Below are 532 nucleotides of genomic sequence, written 5' to 3' on the forward strand. Positions count from 1 at the left end.
GTGTTCCTGTTGAACTTTCCGTTCAAACACGAAGAATCAAGTGTCGTGACTGCGGCATAAAAACAGAGTCTCTATCTTGGTTAGAGCCTTATGCTCGTATAACGAAGCGCTTAAAAAGTTATATAGAACAACTGCTGCCTCTTCTTCCCATTAAGCATATCTCCCAGTTAACAAGCGTACATTGGCACACCATTAAAGAGATAGATAAACGCCGACTTCGCCAAGTGGTACCGTCAGTGAAATGGGAGGGGCTAAGGCAACTCGTCATGGATGAGTTCGCTATCTTTAAAGGACATCGGTATGCCACGGTCATTGCTGACGCTAAGACTCACCAAGTCATTTGGATAGGGTTAGGCCGTAGCCGCAAGGACATACGACCGTTCTTCGAGCTGTTAGGCAAGCATGGCAATAATATCGAAGCGGTCGCGATGGACATGAATACGGCTTTTGACCTTGAAGTTCAAGCGCATTGCCCGAACGCAAAAATCGTTTACGACTTATTCCATGTTGTCGCTAAGTTCGGTCGTGAGGT

Annotated in this window: 1 protein-coding gene; it reads left to right on the forward strand. The window is 46.2% G+C overall.

Annotation, left to right across the window (positions count from 1 at the left end; genetic code table 11):
• On the forward strand, positions 1-532 hold a 532-nt coding region (locus AB4138_RS23860), incomplete at both ends, for a transposase (RefSeq protein WP_372307974.1).

Origin of the sequence: Vibrio sp. 10N.286.52.C3, from assembly GCF_041468865.1 — a bacterium.
In the GTDB taxonomy this organism is placed as follows: Bacteria; Pseudomonadota; Gammaproteobacteria; order Enterobacterales; family Vibrionaceae; genus Vibrio; species Vibrio crassostreae_C.